Origin of the sequence: Rheinheimera sp. (assembly GCF_965283995.1) — a bacterium.
GTDB lineage: Bacteria > Pseudomonadota > Gammaproteobacteria > Enterobacterales > Alteromonadaceae > Pararheinheimera.
Genome location: NZ_CBDIQG010000001.1, coordinates 2,904,461 through 2,922,796, shown reverse-complemented (window position 1 = coordinate 2,922,796; position 18,336 = coordinate 2,904,461). Strand labels below are relative to the sequence as shown.

Sequence of the window (18,336 nt, the reverse complement as noted above, 5' to 3'; positions counted from 1 at the left end):
TCAGAACGGCAACTGCTCCAGCAACGCGTCGTCGACGCGGTTGGCGAGTGTCACTTGCAGCTTCGGTGTGCGCGCCATTTCGCGTTTGATGGCAAAATCGGCTTCGCTGTTACGTGCCCAGCTGCGCCGCGCGATGCCGTTGTTAACGTCAAAGAACAACATCGATTTGAGCCGGCGGTCGGCTTCGGCCGAGCCGTCCAGCAACATACCAAAACCGCCGTTCATCACTTCGCCCCAACCGACGCCACCACCGTTGTGGATTGACACCCAGGTCGCGCCACGGAAGCTGTCGCCAATCACGTTGTGGATGGCCATGTCGGCGGTAAAACGGCTGCCATCATAAATGTTGGAGGTTTCACGGAATGGCGAGTCGGTGCCGCTGACGTCGTGATGATCACGGCCCAGGACCACAGGGCCAATCTCACCACGCGCAATGGCAGCGTTAAAGGCGGCGGCGATTTCGGCGCGGCCTTCTGCGTCGGCATATAAAATCCGTGCTTGCGAGCCAACCACCAGCTTGTTTTGCTTGGCGTCCAAAATCCAGCTGATGTTGTCCTGCATCTGTTGCTGAATTTCTTCCGGCGCCTCGAGCATCAGGCGCTGTAGCACCTCTGCCGCAATCGCATCGGTTTTATCCAAATCTTCCGCTTTGCCCGAAGCACAGACCCAGCGAAACGGGCCAAAACCATAGTCAAAACACATCGGGCCCAAGATATCCTGCACATAAGACGGATATTTAAAATCGATGCCGTTTTGCGCCATCACGTCGCCACCAGCGCGCGACGCTTCCAGCAAAAACGCATTGCCGTAGTCAAAGAAATAAGTGCCTTTGGCGGTGTGTTTATTCACGATGGCAGCGTGGCGTTTCAGCGTGTCCTGCACCTTGGCGCGGAATAATTCCGGCTCTTCGCGGATTAAACGATTGGCTTCATCATAAGCAATGCCAACCGGGTAATAACCGCCCGACCACGGGTTATGCAAGGACGTCTGGTCTGAACCTAAATGCACGAAAATATCTTCTGCATCAAGGGCTTCCCACACATCGACCACATTACCGATATAGGCAATCGACACCACTTCAGCATTCGCCTGCGCGACTTTCACCCGCGCAATCAAGGCATCAATATTGTCGATCAGTTCATCGACCCAGCCTTGCTGATGGCGTTTGATTGCGGCTTTTGGATTCACTTCAGCGCACACCGTGATGCAATTAGCGATATTGCCGGCTTTGGGCTGCGCGCCGCTCATGCCACCTAAACCGGCGGTTAAGAAAATTTTGCCGTGTGGCGTGTCGCCTTTTTGCAGCACTTTACGAAACGCATTCATCACGGTGATGGTGGTGCCGTGCACTATGCCCTGTGGGCCAATGTACATAAAAGAGCCGGCCGTCATCTGACCATATTGCGTGACGCCTAATGCATTAAAACGTTCCCAGTCATCCGGTTTGGAATAATTTGGGATCATCATGCCGTTGGTCACCACCACACGCGGCGCTTCGACCGACGACGGGAACAACCCCATCGGGTGGCCTGAGTACATATGCAGCGTCTGATCTTCAGCCATTTCACTTAAGTATTTCATCGTTAAGCGATATTGCGCCCAGTTCTGAAACACCGCGCCATTGCCGCCGTAGGTGATCAGCTCTTCCGGATGCTGCGCCACCGCAGGGTCTAAGTTGTTGTCGATCATCAGCATAATGGCGGCGGCTTGTTGGCAGTTCGACGGGTAATCGCTGATCGGCCGCGCTTTGATGGCATAGTCCGGCTTAAAGCGGTACATATAAATCCGGCCAAAGTCATTGAGTTCGCGGGCAAATTCCAGCGCCAGCTCGGCATGCCAGGCTTTTGGGAAATAACGCAGCGCATTACGCACCGCCAGCTGTTTTTCCGCTTTGGTTAAGATGTCTTTGCGCTTCGGCGCCCGGTTGGCATCCGCCGGGTACGGCTTCACTGCCGGCAGCGTTGCCGGAATACCTTGTTTAATCTGATCCTGAAAATTCATTCTGCTGTCCTTTAAGAAAATCAGCTTAATTCAGCGCAAAGTTGACGGTTAAGGCCTGGGTTTTCACCAGCTTGATCATCGCGTCGATATCCGGTTTTAACAGCCGGTCTTCTTCCAGCTTGGCGACTTTGGCGCGGATAATCGCATGATTTTCTTCGATTAAATCTGAGCAAGTGTTGGGCCGGCGGAAATCAATGGCTTGGGCGGCATACATCAGTTCAATGGCCAGGATCTTCTCCAGATTGCCGAGGATTTGATTCAGCTTGCGACCCGAGATACTGCCCATCGACACGTGATCTTCCTGCCCCATCGAGGTCGGCACGCTGTCGGCCGACGGCGGGAAACACAGAGATTTGTTTTCGGTGACCAGCGCCGCAGTGGTGTATTGCGGGATCATCATGCCGGAATTAAGGCCACCGGCTTTAGTCAGCAAACGCGGCAAACCATGCAGGCCTTCCAGCAGCAAATAACAGCGGCGGTCGGAGATATTGCCAAGCTCAGCCGCCGCAATTGAGGTGTAATCCAGCACCATCGCCAGCGGCTGACCGTGGAAACCACCACCAGACAGCGCTTCTTCCGCGCTGATGATGATCGGGTTATCGGTGACTGAGTTCATCTCAATCTCCACCAGGTCTTTTAAGTGGTTAAACGCGTTGCGCGACGCGCCATGCACCTGCGGGATACAACGCAGCGAATACGGGTCTTGCACGCGGGCGCAGCCGGTATGGGAGCCCATATTCTGCGAATCTTTGAATAAACGCCGCATCCGCGCAGCTACTTCGATATTGCCGGCAAAAGGGCGAATTTCGTGCAATTCGGGCCGAAACGGTGAGCCACTGCCCTGCATGCCTTCGATGCTCATCGCACCGGCCACGTCGGCCAGGTCGAGCAAATACTGCATTTTGGTCAGCGCGGTAATACCGTGCGACAGAATAAACTGGGTACCGTTAATCAGCGCCAGTCCTTCTTTCGCCTGCAGTTCCAGCGGTGCTAAACCATGCTGACGCAGCGCTTCAATGGCCGGTATCGCCTCTTTGTTTGATGCAGAACCAGCGGGCCAGAATTCGCCTTCACCAATCAGCGGCAGGAACAGATGCGACAACGGCGCTAAGTCACCAGATGCGCCGACCGAGCCTTGCTCCGGCACCACCGGGATCAAATCCAGTTCAACAAATTTCAGCATGCGTTCGATCACTTCGAGCCGGATGCCAGAGAAGCCCTGACACAGTGCATGCACTTTGGTGATCAGCATTAATTTTGAAATTGGCTTGGCAATCGGTTCGCCGACGCCCACTGCATGGGTGATCAGCAGGTTTTTTTGCAGCAGCGCCGTTTCTGCCGGAGAGATTTGCGTGTCGCACAGCGGGCCAAACCCGGTATTGATGCCATAGATAGCTTTATCGGAGGCCGCCATCACTTCGACATTGCTGCGGCTTTGCCGGACGCGGGCGATCGCTTCAGCACACAGCTCCGCTTTAATAGTGCCATCGGCAATGCCATTAACCGTCGCTAAATCCAACCGGTCTATCCCGTATTTAAACGCCATCTGTGACTCCTTATTCATGTCTGTCTGCTGTGTCAGGCGCTACTTAATCTAAAGGCCTGCCATAGGATTGATGAACACATGCTAGCTTGCCACTGATGTTTTATAAATACATAATAATCGTAACTCATTCCGGTTTTATCGAACTAAAGCCAAACGAAAAAGGCCACTGTCTGATGCAGGTACAGGACGTCGATTTACGCTTGCTGCGCATTTTTGTCACTATCGTTGAATCGGGCGGTTTATCGGCGGCAGAGTCGCGGTTAAATATCGGCCGCTCGACTATCAGTACGCATTTGTCCGACTTAGAGATCCGCCTGGGCTTAAAGCTGTGTAAACGCGGCCGCAGCGGATTTGAACTGACCGACGCCGGCCGTATTACCTATCAGGCGTCGCTGGAACTGCTACAGCAATGCGAGACTTTTGCCAGCACTGTCGCCGGCTCCAAACATCAGCTGGCTGGCCGCGTCACCATCGCCATTATTGATACCTTGGTCAGCGACCCGCGCTGTGGTGTGGCGCAGGCGATCGCCCTGCTCAAAGCCAAAAGCGATAATCTGCAGTTTGATATTTATGTTTGTGAAGCGCGTGAAGTGGAAACGTCAGTGGCAAACGGCCGCTCGCTGGTCGGCATCGGCGTCAGCCGCCATCACATTCGCGGCCTCGATTATGTGCCGCTACACAATGAAACCAACTTCCTGTATTGCGGCAAAGGCCATCCACTATTTGACTGCGACACGAAAGAAATCAGCAAGTTACTAGCGCAGGCCGAAGTGGTCACCAGCAACTACCTGCGTGACAAAGAAAGCCGTAACGACGGCCTGAACTACCAGAACAGCGCCAGCGCCTACCACGACGAAGGCATCGCCCATCTGATTTTATCCGGCCAGTTTATCGGTTATTTACCCGAGCACTACGCCAGCCATTGGGTCGACAAAGGCCTGTTCCGCGCCATTCTGCCAGAGCGCTACTTTTACCAAATCCCGGTGATGCTGATCACGTCAAAAAGCAACAGCGCATCACCACTGGCACAGGCGACTATTGAGGTGATCAAGGGATGTCATTTGGGCGCCCTACCGGGATGTGCAGCCAAGTAAGTTCACGAGATTCGGTCGGTTTAAAGCCTTGTAGATAACGGAGCGCAGCATGTTGCCGCCTGATAAGGCGTGATATGCTTGGATTCAAATCACAGCAAAAAGTATCGTTATGACGGACTACTTACTCCATTTAGTCTCTAAAAAAGACATTGCCATCCTCAATGCAGACCGGTCCTATACGCCAGAAAGTTACCAATCTGAGGGGTTTATTCACCTTTGCACCCATGATCAGGTTCATCGTGTCGTTGAGTTGTTTTATCCAGATAGCGCCGATTTGTTTGTTGCAGTGATAGCACCCGGGTTACTGCATCACCAGATAGTTTATGAACAAAGCAACGAATCACTCCCTTCATTTGATGCTGACGAGTTGTTCCCGCATTACTACAAACCGCTCAATACCGACGCCATCATTGATTTCGTTGAATTCTCAGCCTACAAAACGATGCCAATCAGTGCAGAAGTCATCCAATTGATGATCAGCCATCGCTTCAACAGATTACCTGTTGAAGGAACGCTTTATCGTCAGACCTGGCAATCCATCCAACACACAGAACAAGGGACACCGATAGGAACAGCCATGGTCGGCCTGTTCTGTGCCCAGCCAGAGAGCGCCTCACGGTTCCATAAGTTGACCTACGATGAAGTTTGGCATTTTTACAAAGGCAGTGCGTTAGAGTTGTATCTGCTGCATCCGGATGGGACAGAACAAAAAGTCACATTGGGTCACGCAACCGAGCGTGGTGAACATTCACAGTTTTTAGTTCCCGCAGGCGTATGGCAAGCTGGACGGGTGGTTCAGGAAGGCGAGTATGCGCTGTACGGCTGCACCATGGCCCCAGGCTTTCACGTAGAATGCTTCGAAGCCGCAACGGTTAAGGAACTAAGTACGATGTTTCCCAACTCAAGACAAATCATTGAGCAATTGGCGATACCGGCGGGAGACAAAAAGATGCACAAGTTACCGCCAGCGAAACAATAAATTCCTGTTCAAGTAGCCGCTCCATCACGGCTACTGCTTTTTTTGGTGTGCCTGATGATTGTTTGACAAAAACCGCAAATAGAATAATCGCTAGCTGTCTGAAAATTAAAACTTAATGGAGTTTATTGGATTTTTGTGTAACTCAAGAGAGTCATATGGTGCCTAGGGTCGGACTCGAACCGACACGGGTTTCCCCGGCGGATTTTGAATCCGCTGCGTCTACCGATTTCGCCACCCAGGCATTTGAGAGGAATTTGGAGCAGTAAACACCCGCATTATACAAAGCCTTCCCGCCCCTGCAAGCAAAATCTCAATCCTGACAATCAATTGCGCAATTTTGCAGCAATCTTTCATACAGTAGACGCAGCGGATTCAAAATCCGCTGCGTCTTTGTTAAGTCATAGTGCTCCACCATTGACGCGTAACCAATGCTCTTCAATCTGAATGCCGTCTTCCAGGCCCTGGTGTCGCCATTTGTCGCCGCTGACTACACACTGGAAATGGTAGGTTTTGCCCTGCAGCCTTGGCAATGAAGTGGCGTCGACCTGTTCGTGGTAACCACTGGCATCGGCCTTGAAGCTGCCGGAAGCGGCGACGTTAAATGTGCCGTCGGGCGCCCAGGTGATAAAGCTGAAATGACTGCCGGCGATTAGCTTACGGCTTTTGGTCTGCTGGTCTTTGATTTCGCCGACGACTTTGCCAGTTCCGTCCCGGTAAATTGCATAGTGCAGCTCCCAGGTCCCTTGCAACATCGCGTTGCTGCAGGGCTTATCCACAGTGGTATTGGCGCCGTCTTGCTGTGCAACGGCACTTGCTGTCGCACTACTCAGTAACAGTGCGGTCAGGGCTGCTGCTCCTGCCCGACGCATCAGTGCTGTACGGCTAATCTTGCTGCGTGACATTGGCGTTCCTTGCGAGTTGAGAAGTGATTTGGGAGAAGTTTGACAACGTTGTCAATCTGCCTGAAATATCCGCAACGGGCAAGCATTCCTGCTGCAGTCCTGCGGTCGTAACAAAGCCGCCAGCTGACGCCTCCCAACCGTCATGTTAGACTGCCGCCAGTTCTGAACTGGAGTTTGTATGTACACTGAAGCCCCCCGCGCCAGCCTGCTGCGCCGTTTGTCTGCCATCATGTACGACCTGCTGGTCATTTGTGCGATCTGGATGTTTGCCATGGCGCTGGCTCTTGCTGCCGTGGCATTGCTGGCCAAAGCCGGCGTGATCTCATTGCAGGGATATCAGGATGAAGCTGAGTATATTCAAAAACATGCGATCTGGTTTCAGCTATACAGTACGGCGTGTATCTTGTGGTTTTATCTGTATTTCTGGGTCAAGGCCGGCCAGACGCTGGGTATGCGCGCCTGGCGGATGTTGTTAATCAGTAACGACGGTCAACCGGTGACGATGCGTCAGGCCTTCATCCGCTTACTGACGTCTTTGGCTGGTATTGGTAATTTTTGGTTGTGGATCCGTTGGGGTAAAGGCCTGGCACTGCAAGACCAGTTAGCGGGCACCATCGTGGTGGTGCTGACAAAAGAACAAAGCAGTGCCCTGAATCTACACCGGAATGCGCGGTAGGCTTTGGGCCTACCCGCGTTTTTGCATCAGATAGACGGCGATGCCGATAAACAATACGCTCGGCGTAATGGCGCCCAACAATGGCGGCAGTTGATACACCAGCGCGACCGGGCCAAATACTTCATTGGCCATATAAAAACCAAAACCGGTCAGGATGCCCATCAGTACGCGCGCAGCCATCGTCACGCTACGCAGCGGGCCGAAAATGAACGACAGCGCCAGTAACAACATCGCGACAATCGTCAGCGGCTGCGTGGCTTTACGCCAGTACGCCAGCTGATAGCGGCTACTTTCCTGCTGATTGACCTGACGGTATTCGATATATTCGGCCAGACCTTTTAAGCTGAGCAATTCCGGTTTAATCGACATTACGCCGAGTTTGTCCGGCGTTAACGTGGAGCGCCAACGCTGCTCAGGCCAATGATGTTTCTCAATTTTTTCATCGCGAAACGCCAACCGGCTGACATCCTGCAATTGCCAGACGCCATTAAAAAAACTGGCGGCGCGGGCGTGCACAATCGCCTGCAGCGCTAAGTCGGGCGTGAATTCAAAAATCGTGATGTCTTTGAGCGCACCGTCGTCTGACACCTGGCGGATGTTAACAAAATCATCGCCGTCTTTGGCCCAGACACCTTGTTGCGCGGCCAGTAAGTCACCGCCGGAAATGGCTTTGGCTTTGAGTTCACGGGCGAATTTCTCCGCCGTCGGCGCGCCCCACTCGGCCACCGCCATCACCAGCACCATCATCAGCAAAGCGGTTTTCATCACCGAACTGATGATATTGAGCCGCGACAACCCCGCCGCCTGCATCACCACCAGCTCACTATTACTGGCCAACATGCCAAGGCCAATCAAGCCGCCAATAAGCGCCGCCATCGGGAAAAACGTCACCAGATCACCTGGGATAGTGAACAGGCTGAACATCGCTGCCACCAACACCGTGTAGTCACCGCGATCGGTCAGGCGTAACTGGTCGATAAAACGGAACATGCCGGATAACACCAGCAACACGGTCAGGCTCAGCAACGTGGTGGATAAAATGATCCGGCCAATATACAAGTCGATAATTTTAAGCATGTTGCCTCCGGCCCCGGCCATGCAAACGGGCGGCAAAACGCTGATAACCAGCGCGGCTTTGCAGCAATAAAAATACGCCGAGCAACAATGCCATGGCGTGGATCCACCACATGCCGAGCCAGGCCGGAATTTTTTCATTTTCAATCAGGTTGCGACAGACAATCAGCAAAATGTAATAACCAAGGAATAACGCCAGCGCCGGCAATAACTTCCCAAACTTACCCTGGCGCGGATTGACCCGGCTGAGCGGCACAGCCAGCAACATCAGAATAGGAATGGACAACGGGATCGCCAGCCGCCAGTGCCATTCGGCTTTGGCTTCAGCACTGTCGATAGCGAGTAGCTGGTCAGTGGGCAACGAACTCAGCTTGCGCCGGCGTTGCTCGACCTGTTGTTCGCGGATCTGAATGTCGTAGCGGCCAAATTCCAGCACGTCGAATTGCGGCGCATCAACGGAACCGGCATAACGCCGGCCGTTGCTGAGCACCAGCCGCTGCGCACCGTTATTATCTTCGGCGATGGCGCCGGTTTCGGCGTATACCACGGAACCGGTTAAGTTATCTTCGCTGGCCGATTGCGCCAGAAATACGCGGGATAGCTGGGTGCCGTCGCGATTCATGTCCTGCACAAACACCACGGCTTTTTCGTTGGAGGTTTGCTGGAAACGCCCGGGTAATAAAGTAGACAGTCCGGAATCAGCATCGGCTTTCGCCATAATTTCGTATTCACGTTCAGCCGCCCATGGGCTTAAGTACATCATCAGACCACCGGCAGCCAAAGCCATCCCCAGGCTCAAAACCAAGGTCAGCCGGGCGACATACCATTCGCTGATGCCGGTGGCATGTAAGACGGTCATTTCGCTCTCGGCATAGATGCGGCTATAGGCAACCAAAACGCCTAAAAAAGCGGCTAAAGGCAGGATCAACACCGCCAACTGCGGTAATTTCAAAGAAATCAGTGTCAGCACTAACTGACCCGGTAATTCACCCTCTGAGGCGTCCGCCAGTATTTTCACGAAGCGCTGGCTTAAGATGATGGTGATCAGGATCAGAAATACAGCGAGCTGAGATTTAAAGACTTCACCAATCAAGTAGCGAAAAACAATCAAAAAAGCCCCCTAAAAACCTGTCTTTTTGCTGGCACGCTGGTAATTTTTAAGTAAACTGGATATTTATAGCAATTATTATCAACGAAACTGCAGCGGATTCCGAGCTTTTTATTAGCGCAGAACAGCTCTTCACCAAGCATAGCGCCCAGTCCGGCCCCCTGCTGCAATTTGTCTCTTTGAATCAGGAGTCCCCATGGAGTTCAGCGTTAAAAGCGGAAGTCCGGAAAAACAACGCAGTGCCTGCATTGTCGTTGGTGTTTATGAGCCGCGCCGGCTGTCCGCCGTGGCCGAACAGCTGGATAAAATCAGCGAAGGTTATATCAGTAACCTGTTGCGCCGGGGCGATCTCGAAGGCAAACCGGGTCAGATGTTATTGCTGCATCATGTGCCGAACGTGCTCAGCGAGCGCGTACTGCTGGTCGGGTGTGGCAAAGAACGTGAATTAGACGAGCGCCAGTATCGCCAGATCATCGCCAAAACCATCAGCACGCTGAACGAAACCGGCTCGATGGAAGCGGTGTGTTTCCTGTCAGAACTCCATGTCAAAGGCCGCGACACCTACTGGAAAGTGCGTCATGCCGTCGAAACGACGCAAGACTGTCTCTATGTATTCGACAAACTGAAAAGCAAAAAAGACGAAACGCGCCGCCCACTGCGCAAAATCGTCTTTAACGTGCCAACCCGGCGCGACCTGACCATCGGCGAAAAAGCTGTCGAACATGGTCTGGCCGTGGCTGCTGGTATCAAAAAATGTAAAGACGTCGGCAATATGCCGCCAAATATCTGTACGCCGCTGTGGCTGGCAGATCAGGCGAAGAAGCTGACTGAGCTGTCAGACAAAGTCAAAGTTGAAATCCTCGGCGCTGCTGAAATGGCAGCGCTCGGTATGAATTCATACCTCGCGGTGGCACGTGGCTCGGAAAATCCGGCTGCGATGGCCGTGATCCACTATCAGGGTGCCGCCGACAACAGCGCGCCTGTGGTGCTGGTTGGCAAAGGCCTGACCTTTGACACCGGCGGCATCAGCATAAAGCCTTCGGATGCGATGGATGAAATGAAGTACGACATGTGCGGCGCCGCTTCTGTGCTTGGTACTATGCAGGCTGCAGCGTCGCTGGGCTTGCCGCTGAATATCATCGGTGTATTAGCCGCGGCGGAAAACATGCCGGATGGCAATGCCTATCGTCCGGGTGACATTCTGACCACGATGTCAGGTCAGACAGTCGAAGTGCTCAATACCGACGCCGAAGGCCGCTTAGTGCTGTGTGACGCGCTGACCTATGTCGAACGCTTTGATCCGGATGTGGTGATCGACGTCGCGACATTAACCGGTGCCTGTGTCATTGCGCTGGGTAAACACGCGTCTGGCTTACTGAGTAACCATAATCCGCTGGCGCATGAAATTCTCAATGCATCCGAGCAAAGTGGCGACCGCGCCTGGCGTTTACCGCTGTGGGACGATTATCAGGACCAGCTCGAAAGCCCGTTTGCCGATTTCAGCAATCTGGGTGGCCGCGCCGCCGGCACTATCACCGCCGCTTGTTTCCTGTCGCGCTTTACCCGCAAATACAACTGGGCGCATCTGGATATCGCCGGCACAGCCTGGCGCAGTGGTGGCAAAGACAAAGGCTCAACCGGCCGTCCGGTGGCGATGCTGACGCAGTTTTTAATTAACCGCGCTGGCCATCATCCACAGGATTAACCTAAGCAGCCGCCCGGTAAGGCTCGCCAGACCGGGCAGCTGTGTATGAGTGCGTGTTAATGAGAGCCAACTAATGCAAGTGCAATTTTATTTGCTGCAACAAGATGAGCTGGCAGGCATGCCGGCTCATTTTGCTTTGACCTGCCAGCTGTGTGCCGATTTGTTTCGCGCCAACCAGCGGGTCTTCGTCTACTGCCCAAATCAGCAAGACGCCGAGGCGGTCGATGAGGTATTATGGCAGTTTGACGCTGAACGCTTTGTGCCACACAACCTGGCAGGCGAAGGCCCGGCCCGTGGGGCTCCGGTCGAGATCAGCTGGCAAGGTCCAAGGACCAGCCGCCAGGTGCTGATTAACCTCACCGACACTGTGCCCGCTTTTGCCAACCGCTTCAGTCAGATCATCGAATTTGTGCCGGCGGCCGAACAAGGCAAAGCCGCTGCGCGACAGAAATTTAAACATTACCGTCAGCTTGGGGTGGAACCGCAAACGCGTACCCCCGAATAAACCCGAATCTTCAAAGAAGAGGGTTTGAATGCTGAGCAGATCAGGCAGATACCATGGAAAAAACATTTAATCCAAGTCAAATCGAACAGGCAATGTACAACGCCTGGGAAAGCAAAGGCTATTTCAAGCCTTCAGGTGACAACAGCAACGGCGCGTACTGCATCATGATCCCGCCGCCAAACGTCACCGGCAGCCTGCACATGGGCCATGCTTTCCAGCAAACCATCATGGACGCACTGACCCGCTACAAACGCATGCAGGGCAAAAACACGCTGTGGCAGGTCGGTACCGACCACGCCGGTATTGCCACCCAAATGGTGGTGGAGCGTAAACTGGCTGCCGCTGGCTTACCAGATCGTCACGCCATGGGCCGTGATGCCTTCATCGAAAAAGTCTGGGAATGGAAAGCCGAATCCGGTGGCACTATCACTTCGCAAATGCGCCGTCTCGGCAACTCAGTCGACTGGGACAAAGAACGCTTCACGATGGATGATGGCCTGTCGAACGCCGTGCAGGAAGTGTTCGTCCGCTTGTATGAAGACGACCTGATTTACCGTGGCAAGCGCCTGGTGAACTGGGACCCGAAACTTCATACGGCAATTTCCGACTTAGAAGTTGAAAACAAAGAACAACGCGGCCATTTCTGGCACCTGCGTTATCCGCTGGCCGATGGCGTCAAAACACTGGATGGCAAAGATTATATTGTCGTAGCGACCACCCGGCCGGAAACCATGCTCGGTGACACCGCCGTGGCGGTGAACCCAGACGACGAGCGTTACCAGTCATTGATTGGCAAAGACATTCTGCTGCCACTGGTCAATCGTCGCATCACGATTATCGCCGATGAACATGCCGACAAAGACAAAGGCTCGGGCTGCGTGAAAATCACGCCAGCGCACGATTTTAACGACTATGAAGTCGGTAAACGTCATGGCCTGACAATGATCAACGTGATGACGCCGGATGCAACGATCCGCACCACCGGCGAATGTTTCTTCACTAACGGCGAAGAAAATACCGCACTGGAAGCATCAATTCCGGCGGAATATGCCGGCTTAGAACGCTTCGCCGCCCGTAAAGCCATTGTTGCGGCTTTAGATGCATTAGGCTTGCTGGATAAAGTTGAAGAGCTGACCAATACGCTGCCATATGGCGACCGCTCAGGCGTGGTGATCGAGCCAATGCTGACCGACCAATGGTATGTACGCGTGGCGCCGATGGCGAAAACGGCGATTGAAGCTGTGGAAAACGGCGACATCCAGTTCGTGCCAAAACAATACGAGAACATGTACTACAGCTGGATGCGTGACATTCAGGACTGGTGTATTTCCCGTCAGCTGTGGTGGGGCCACCGTATTCCAGCCTGGTATGCCGCAGATGGTAAAGTCTACGTCGGTCGTAATGAAGCCGAAGTACGTGCCAAACATGGCTTAGACGACAGCGTCACGCTGCGTCAGGACAACGACGTGTTAGACACCTGGTTCTCGTCCGCACTGTGGACTTTCTCCACGCTGGGCTGGCCGGACAATACCGAAGATTTAAAAACCTTCCACCCGACTGACGTGCTGGTGACTGGTTTTGACATCATTTTCTTCTGGGTTGCCCGGATGATTATGATGACGATGCACTTCATCAAAGACGAAAACGGCAAGCCGCAGGTGCCGTTTAAGACCGTGTATGTGACCGGTCTTATCCGCGACGAAAACGGCGACAAAATGTCGAAATCTAAGGGTAACGTCATAGATCCGTTGGATATGATTGACGGCATTAGCCTTGAAGATCTGCTGGAAAAACGCACCAGCAACATGATGCAGCCGCAGCTCGCAGAAAAAATCGGCAATCAGACCAAAAAACAATTCCCGGAAGGTATTGAAGCCACCGGCACTGACGCCCTGCGCTTCACTTTAGCGGCACTGGCGTCAACTGGCCGTGATATCAACTGGGATATGAAACGCCTCGAAGGCTACCGCAACTTCGTCAACAAGCTTTGGAACGCCAGCCGTTACGTGACGATGATGACGGAAGAAAAAGACACAGGCTTAAGCGGCGGCGACATCGAGCTGTCGCTGGCTGATCATTGGATCCTGAGTCAGTACCAGGAAACGGTGACGCAGTTCCGTCAGTACCTCGACAGCTACCGCTTTGATATGGCGGCCAATACGCTGTACGAATTCACCTGGAACCAGTTCTGTGACTGGTACCTGGAGCTGACCAAACCGGTGCTGTTTAAAGGCACTGAAGCGCAACAACGCGGCACCCGCCAAACACTGGTCACAGTGCTGGAATCGCTGCTGCGGCTGATGCACCCGATCATGCCATTTATCACTGAAGAGATTTGGCAGCGCGTTGCGCCACTGGCCAGCAAAGATTTCAGCGCCGGCATCAGCATTATGAATCAGGCCTATCCGCAAGCGGACAGCGCGCTGGTCAATACTGCTGCGCAAGCTGATATCGAGTGGGTTAAAGGTTTTATTCTGGCGATCCGCAATATTCGCGGTGAAATGGATATTGCGCCAACCAAGCCATTGCCGGTGTTGCTGCGTAATTTATCCGCCGAAGACAGTCGTCGCTTAGAGCAAAACCGCGCCCTGCTGCTGAACTTAGCCAAACTGGACAGCATCACGGTATTAACTGATGCCGATACAGCGCCAGCGAGCGCTACACAGCTGTTAGGCGCGATGGACCTGCTGATCCCGATGGCAGGCCTTATCGACAAAGACGCGGAGCTGTCACGCATTGCCAAGCAACTGGAGAAGATGCAGCAGGAAGTCAGCCGTGTCGCCGGCAAGCTTGCCAACGAAGGTTTTGTCGCCAAAGCGCCAGAAGCGGTGCTGGCGAAAGAACGCGAGAAACTGGCTGATGCCGAAGCCGCAGTGGCCAAACTGTTGACACAGCAAGCGCAAATAGCTGCGCTGTAACGCGGTTTGAACGAAAAAATCAAGGCGACCTGATGGTCGCCTTTTTTATCCGGCCACTGTCATAAATCTGCCATCGACTACCACTAGGCTGAGGAACTCAAACTAGTGGAGTTGACCATGTTACCCTATAAGAAACTGTTATTACGTCGAAACGCATTTTTCCGGCAACAGCTCTCTATGCAACAGTTAAGCGCGATACCGGTCACTGAAAACCTAGATCCACAGCTTCAGACCGATATTGAAGACCATGCAACAACTCTGCACTCACACACTGACGACGCCCAGTCCTTTAGCGCTGCAAGCGTGTTGCAGCAATTGTCACGCTAAGTCGGTCACAGGTTGAATTCCAATATAGTACAACCCGACATTGCATAAAATTTGTTCCATGCCATTTCATATCTTCCCGCGTCATTTTCATTCTCTCATGTTGAATTACAACACTTAACAAATGTCCATATTTTATACACGCCGTATATCAATAATTCTGAATTATTCATATTTATCAATTGGATAAATTTTGGCTCGTATTTTGCCAATGTTAGCGCGGACATGTAGTTTCGTCTCAAGGTCAAAATACAATTCACATGGAGAGTCTTATGCGTAATTTAATCGCTGCCTCAGCACTGGCAGTCGCTGTAGTACCAATGACAGCATCTGCAAGCCTGGTCACCCAATGGCAATATCTGGCAACTTCTAACTGGTCACAACCTGTTGTGTTCTCTGCTTCTGGCAACGGCACAACTTCAGTTACAAACGACGTGATCAGTTGGGGAGCTACCGGTGGCTCTTATAAAGGTGCTGGCCCGAAAAACCGCAGTGCGCTCGAGATCGCTGGTATGGCAGCCCCGTCTACCGCAAATACCAACTCAGTCAATGCGTCATTAACCAACTCTATTACTCACTACAATAACGTTCTGAACGGCTACTCAACTTTAACCAGTGCGGTGTTAACCACCTCACTACAGTTACAGCCTTGGGCGCCGGTCATCGGGCCTGTGTTCCCGCCTAAAGTACTGAACTTTGATATCCGTTTTAAAGAAACGACCAATACAAGCTCTGCCGCGAGCTGTGGTTTTGCCAGCATTGGTGCATGCGATGATATTTTTGTTATCGACAACCCGGCCAGCCTGGTCACTAAGTTCGTTTACGACGGTTACAAATATACAGTGAAACTGGTTGAAACCACTCAAACACTGGGCGGTTTATCTGCAGCAGCTTGTGCTGTAGCTAATTCTGCACCTGGTTGTGTTGGCTTCCAGACTGTTGAAGGTCAAAACACCACGGCTCAGTTTGGCTTCACTATTGAAAGCGAGAAAATCACAGTGCCAGCACCGGCTACACTGGGTTTACTGGCGTTTTCAGTATTGGGCTTAAGCTTATCTGCACGTCTGCGTAAAAAAGCCTGATTTGTATCTGGCGAAACAAAGGCTCTGCGGAGCCTTTTTTTTGGGCTGTGATTTGATCAAGTACTAATTCACCAGGTACATCGCAAACAAAATCGATTACCAGCCGATGCAAGGTTCCAAAAAACAAAAAAGCCTGCGGCTGCAGGCTTTTATCCGACGTATTAAGTTATTTCGCTGAGCGACGACGACCGTACATGAACAGAGATAACAAGCCCAGGCCCAATGCGCCGGTACCCGCTGGTGCTGACACTTCAACGCCGTTGATCAGCAGACCAAACATCGCAGCAGTTGCAGCTTGTTCAATGGTTTTGAAACCAAGGCAACCAGCAGCAGCACCTGCTTTTGCGCAAGCCGCCGGGCTCAAACCTGTCAGGCTTGAAGTCGTTTCAACCACCGCCGTGGTGTATTTAGCGCCATTGTAGTTAAAGCTAGTAACCAAATCACCGATTTCAATGACAAAGATATCATCACAGTTTGACGCACTGTCAAAACCGCAATTGCCATTATTTGGTGTTTCAATAAACCGGATGGTGAAATTTAACACTCTCGCCGCTAACGCTGCTTCAGGCGTTGGCAGGAAAGGTTTCAGCGTCAATGTAGTTTTTAACAACGCTTTTTCGAGGCTTTTGGTACCACCGGCAAGGACGTTATTGAAGTGCGTAATGACGTTAGTCAGCACCGGCATCATACTATTAGTGACTAAGTCACTGCCTTCTTTCGGGCTGTTACTAATGACCAGCGCACTGCGGTTTTTAGGGCTAGATGTATAGCTACCGCCATCAGCACCCCAGCTCAGTACTGAGCTGCTCGTTGCTGTGGTCCCTTCTCCAGATTCCTGGAAGGTCGCACCAGTCCATTCAGATGAAACTTCATATTCCCACTGAGTGACCAATGCCGCTTGAGCGAGCTGCGGTAATAAAAAGGCACAAGCCAGTGCTGTAGTTTTGATTAATCTTTTCATGATCTTCTCCTTGAGAACGAATTCGATACTGTAGACATCTGGGTACGGCTTCGGTGTCCTGATGAAGATGTAAGCATTAACCGGACCAACATTAAAGTTCTTTCTAATTCAGTAATTTATAATGTACCTAAATTGACTTCCGTAAATTTTTCTGACAGTTGCACCGCTTTACTTGGCAAAAATAGCAGTAATAAAAAAGGAGCTGGTAAAAGCTCCTTTTTGCAGTCAATTCAGAACGAAGTAGTTATTCTTCGTCATCCTCGTCAAATTCTTCATCACCTTCGAAGTAGGTACCCCAGCCGTCATATTCGATACCGAATTTTTGTGCCAGTTGTTCCAGCTTAATTGCATCCGCCGTGATGTCTGTAGCATTCAGCGATTGCTCGCGGATCGCATCAAATACCCAGGCGCTGCCGCCGTCTTCAAACTCCACTTCTTCTGCGTCTGTAACTTCGAACCCGAGTTTAAATACTTCCACCGCCAGCTTTTCCAGCTGAGCAAAATCTGCATGATAAAAATGGTGTTCGACTGTGTACTCGGCATCCGGATCACTGCCGTCTTCTAAAAGGGCATTGACGGTTTCTTCGGTAAATTCTTGCCAGTTCTCAGACATCTGGATCATCCTGTGACAGTTGTAGTCTGCGCAGTGTAATCGCTGCTTAACTCGCTATCAAGCTGAGCAATTTTCGCGGCCATGATGTCGCGCACCTGACTGGCGATTTCCCTTACCGGTGCATGCAGTTCAGCCGGGCTTAATGGCGGCAGCAACTCAATAATGATGCGGCCATTATTCCAGCGATTTAACCGGATCTTGTTGCTGGTGCTGCTCATACAAATCGGAACTATGCCGACTTGTGCCTGCTGAGCGATGTGAAAAGCGCCGGTTTTAAAAGGTAACAAGCCGCGACCCCGACTGCGTGTGCCTTCCGGGAATACCCAAACTGACAGTTGATCGCGGGTGATGCGCTCGACTGCGCCTTGCATAGTGCCAACGGCTTTACTTTTGTTATTGCGGTCAATCAGGATATTGCCAAGGAACCAATATAGCTGGCCAAAAAACGGGATCCATTTCAGGCTTTTTTTGCCAATGGTGACAGTGCCGGGAACCAAAGCACCGCTGATGGTAAACAAATCATAGTTGTTCTGGTGATTGGCCAGAAATACACAAGGCATTGCCGCCGTGACAGCCGGGTGGCGGCGGATCTCTACCTTCACGCCTAAAATCTTACTGGCTTTGCCATACCAGGCCGACACCACACCAACATTCTCGCGATGAAAAGGCCGGACCAGACACAACACTAAACCCGCCACAGTCGTGACGACAATAAATACAGCCAGTAAAATAATTCGGATGACAGCTAACACGGCATAACCTCATTTTTATCAGGTCGGCAGTATAAACGGTTTACAGCTGTACGCTGGTTTGATCTGTACAAAGTTAGCGGCGTCACGCCAGATTTG

Annotated in this window: 16 protein-coding genes and 1 tRNA gene; 8 read left to right on the top strand and 9 right to left on the bottom strand. The window is 52.1% G+C overall.

What is annotated here, in order from left to right; all coding sequences use genetic code 11:
- Complete coding sequence (locus ACQ66Q_RS13045; RefSeq protein ID WP_430457207.1) at positions 1-2,001, bottom strand: urocanate hydratase; 2,001 nt, start codon at positions 1,999-2,001, stop codon at positions 1-3.
- Positions 2,002-2,026: 25 nt separating this feature from the next.
- Positions 2,027-3,547 (bottom strand): histidine ammonia-lyase, encoded by a 1,521-nt coding sequence (gene hutH / locus ACQ66Q_RS13040; RefSeq protein ID WP_430457206.1) that lies wholly within the window; start codon positions 3,545-3,547, stop codon positions 2,027-2,029.
- Positions 3,548-3,720: 173 nt separating this feature from the next.
- Between hutH and ACQ66Q_RS13035 the strand changes: the two genes are divergently transcribed.
- Positions 3,721-4,641, top strand: coding sequence for a LysR family transcriptional regulator (locus tag ACQ66Q_RS13035; protein WP_430457205.1), 921 nt, complete (start codon positions 3,721-3,723; stop codon positions 4,639-4,641).
- Positions 4,642-4,750: 109 nt separating this feature from the next.
- On the top strand, positions 4,751-5,620 hold the full coding sequence (locus ACQ66Q_RS13030) for a cupin domain-containing protein (protein ID WP_430457204.1): 870 nt from the start codon (positions 4,751-4,753) through the stop codon (positions 5,618-5,620).
- A 156-nt stretch (positions 5,621-5,776) separates the two neighbouring features.
- Here ACQ66Q_RS13030 and ACQ66Q_RS13025 read toward each other — a convergent pair.
- Both ACQ66Q_RS13025 and ACQ66Q_RS13020 read right to left on the bottom strand, forming a co-directional pair.
- Positions 5,777-5,861, bottom strand: a tRNA-Leu gene (locus ACQ66Q_RS13025).
- A gap of 157 nt (positions 5,862-6,018) precedes the next feature.
- Positions 6,019-6,522 carry a hypothetical protein gene (locus ACQ66Q_RS13020; RefSeq protein WP_430457203.1) on the bottom strand — a complete coding sequence of 168 codons (504 nt, stop codon included), beginning with the start codon at positions 6,520-6,522 and terminating at the stop codon, positions 6,019-6,021.
- A 178-nt stretch (positions 6,523-6,700) separates the two neighbouring features.
- On the opposite strand from ACQ66Q_RS13020, the gene ACQ66Q_RS13015 reads away from it, so the two are divergent.
- Positions 6,701-7,198, top strand: a complete 498-nt coding sequence (locus tag ACQ66Q_RS13015; protein ID WP_430457202.1) for an RDD family protein — start codon at positions 6,701-6,703, stop codon at positions 7,196-7,198.
- Between the two features lie 9 nt (positions 7,199-7,207).
- Here the strand turns inward: ACQ66Q_RS13015 and lptG are convergent, their stop codons facing one another.
- A complete protein-coding gene (gene lptG, locus ACQ66Q_RS13010; protein WP_377244196.1) occupies positions 7,208-8,275 on the bottom strand; it encodes an LPS export ABC transporter permease LptG in 1,068 nt (355 codons plus the stop codon).
- The gene (gene lptF, locus ACQ66Q_RS13005) at positions 8,268-9,383 is read right to left on the bottom strand and encodes an LPS export ABC transporter permease LptF (RefSeq protein WP_430457201.1); all 1,116 of its coding nucleotides are present in this window, start codon (positions 9,381-9,383) and stop codon (positions 8,268-8,270) included. Before lptF ends, lptG begins: the two co-directional genes overlap by 8 nt.
- 193 nt (positions 9,384-9,576) lie before the next feature.
- Here lptF and pepA point away from each other — a divergent pair, with 193 nt between their 5' ends.
- From pepA to ACQ66Q_RS12980, 5 genes are all read left to right on the top strand, one after another.
- Complete coding sequence (gene pepA / locus ACQ66Q_RS13000; RefSeq protein WP_430457200.1) at positions 9,577-11,085, top strand: leucyl aminopeptidase; 1,509 nt, start codon at positions 9,577-9,579, stop codon at positions 11,083-11,085.
- A 73-nt stretch (positions 11,086-11,158) separates the two neighbouring features.
- The gene (locus tag ACQ66Q_RS12995) at positions 11,159-11,590 is read left to right on the top strand and encodes a DNA polymerase III subunit chi (RefSeq protein ID WP_208931885.1); all 432 of its coding nucleotides are present in this window, start codon (positions 11,159-11,161) and stop codon (positions 11,588-11,590) included.
- A 53-nt stretch (positions 11,591-11,643) separates the two neighbouring features.
- Positions 11,644-14,508: a valine--tRNA ligase gene (locus ACQ66Q_RS12990; RefSeq protein ID WP_430457199.1), complete on the top strand. Its 2,865-nt coding sequence runs from the start codon at positions 11,644-11,646 to the stop codon at positions 14,506-14,508.
- Positions 14,509-14,625: 117 nt separating this feature from the next.
- Entirely contained in the window at positions 14,626-14,835 is a 210-nt protein-coding gene (locus ACQ66Q_RS12985; RefSeq protein ID WP_430457198.1) for a hypothetical protein, read from the top strand.
- 269 nt (positions 14,836-15,104) lie between these two features.
- Positions 15,105-15,914, top strand: coding sequence for a THxN family PEP-CTERM protein (locus ACQ66Q_RS12980; RefSeq protein WP_430457197.1), 810 nt, complete (start codon positions 15,105-15,107; stop codon positions 15,912-15,914).
- 166 nt (positions 15,915-16,080) lie between these two features.
- Here ACQ66Q_RS12980 and ACQ66Q_RS12975 read toward each other — a convergent pair whose 3' ends face one another.
- From ACQ66Q_RS12975 to ACQ66Q_RS12965, 3 genes are all read right to left on the bottom strand, one after another.
- A complete protein-coding gene (locus tag ACQ66Q_RS12975; protein ID WP_430457196.1) occupies positions 16,081-16,875 on the bottom strand; it encodes a THxN family PEP-CTERM protein in 795 nt (264 codons plus the stop codon).
- A gap of 244 nt (positions 16,876-17,119) precedes the next feature.
- Positions 17,120-17,488 (bottom strand): ribonuclease E inhibitor RraB, encoded by a 369-nt coding sequence (rraB, locus tag ACQ66Q_RS12970; RefSeq protein ID WP_430457195.1) that lies wholly within the window; start codon positions 17,486-17,488, stop codon positions 17,120-17,122.
- 5 nt (positions 17,489-17,493) lie between these two features.
- Positions 17,494-18,240, bottom strand: coding sequence for a 1-acylglycerol-3-phosphate O-acyltransferase (locus tag ACQ66Q_RS12965; RefSeq protein ID WP_430457194.1), 747 nt, complete (start codon positions 18,238-18,240; stop codon positions 17,494-17,496).
- Between the last annotated feature and the right edge of the window lie 96 nt (positions 18,241-18,336).

Excerpts from the sequence above, each read along its gene's own strand:
- ACQ66Q_RS13045 (WP_430457207.1), bottom strand. The coding sequence starts at position 2,001 with ATGAATTTTCAGGATCAGATTAAACAAGGTATTCCGGCAACGCTGCCG.
- hutH (WP_430457206.1), bottom strand. The coding sequence starts at position 3,547 with ATGGCGTTTAAATACGGGATAGACCGGTTGGATTTAGCGACGGTTAAT.
- ACQ66Q_RS13035 (WP_430457205.1), top strand. The coding sequence starts at position 3,721 with ATGCAGGTACAGGACGTCGATTTACGCTTGCTGCGCATTTTTGTCACT.
- ACQ66Q_RS13030 (WP_430457204.1), top strand. The coding sequence starts at position 4,751 with ATGACGGACTACTTACTCCATTTAGTCTCTAAAAAAGACATTGCCATC.
- ACQ66Q_RS13020 (WP_430457203.1), bottom strand. The coding sequence starts at position 6,522 with ATGTCACGCAGCAAGATTAGCCGTACAGCACTGATGCGTCGGGCAGGA.
- ACQ66Q_RS13015 (WP_430457202.1), top strand. The coding sequence starts at position 6,701 with ATGTACACTGAAGCCCCCCGCGCCAGCCTGCTGCGCCGTTTGTCTGCC.
- lptG (WP_377244196.1), bottom strand. The coding sequence starts at position 8,275 with ATGCTTAAAATTATCGACTTGTATATTGGCCGGATCATTTTATCCACC.
- pepA (WP_430457200.1), top strand. The coding sequence starts at position 9,577 with ATGGAGTTCAGCGTTAAAAGCGGAAGTCCGGAAAAACAACGCAGTGCC.
- ACQ66Q_RS12995 (WP_208931885.1), top strand. The coding sequence starts at position 11,159 with ATGCAAGTGCAATTTTATTTGCTGCAACAAGATGAGCTGGCAGGCATG.
- ACQ66Q_RS12990 (WP_430457199.1), top strand. The coding sequence starts at position 11,644 with ATGGAAAAAACATTTAATCCAAGTCAAATCGAACAGGCAATGTACAAC.
- ACQ66Q_RS12985 (WP_430457198.1), top strand. The coding sequence starts at position 14,626 with ATGTTACCCTATAAGAAACTGTTATTACGTCGAAACGCATTTTTCCGG.
- ACQ66Q_RS12980 (WP_430457197.1), top strand. The coding sequence starts at position 15,105 with ATGCGTAATTTAATCGCTGCCTCAGCACTGGCAGTCGCTGTAGTACCA.
- ACQ66Q_RS12975 (WP_430457196.1), bottom strand. The coding sequence starts at position 16,875 with ATGAAAAGATTAATCAAAACTACAGCACTGGCTTGTGCCTTTTTATTA.
- rraB (WP_430457195.1), bottom strand. The coding sequence starts at position 17,488 with ATGTCTGAGAACTGGCAAGAATTTACCGAAGAAACCGTCAATGCCCTT.